Below are 331 nucleotides of genomic sequence, written 5' to 3'. Positions count from 1 at the left end.
CGCAAGCGGCTCATTGCGCACGACGCGATCATCGAGCTGTTCAACCCCATAGTTGAAACTATCGGTCGCAAAGGCTGTTTGTCGGGCGAGCACTTCAGCGTCGACGGCACCCTCATTCAAGCGTGGGCCAGCCACCGCAGCTTTGTGCGCAAGGATGGCGGCGACGCTGATGATGCCGGCAACAACGCAACCGGTCGCACCAGCTTCCAGGGTCAGACCCGCAGCAACGACACCCACGCATCGCGCACCGATGGCGATGCGCGGCTGTACCGCAAGGGCAAGACCGCCAGCCAGATGCGCTACATGGGCCACACCCTCTCGGACAACCGCC

At 63.4% G+C, this 331-nt stretch carries 1 pseudogene; it reads left to right on the top strand.

What is annotated here, in order from left to right:
• Positions 1-331, top strand: a pseudogene (locus QN413_RS27190) (IS5/IS1182 family transposase); the annotation flags it as partial.

The organism is Variovorax sp. LG9.2 (genome assembly GCF_035018885.1).
Taxonomy (GTDB): domain Bacteria; phylum Pseudomonadota; class Gammaproteobacteria; order Burkholderiales; family Burkholderiaceae_C; genus Variovorax.
Note: the sequence above shows the minus strand (reverse complement) of the source record. Positions and strands in the feature narration are given on the sequence as shown.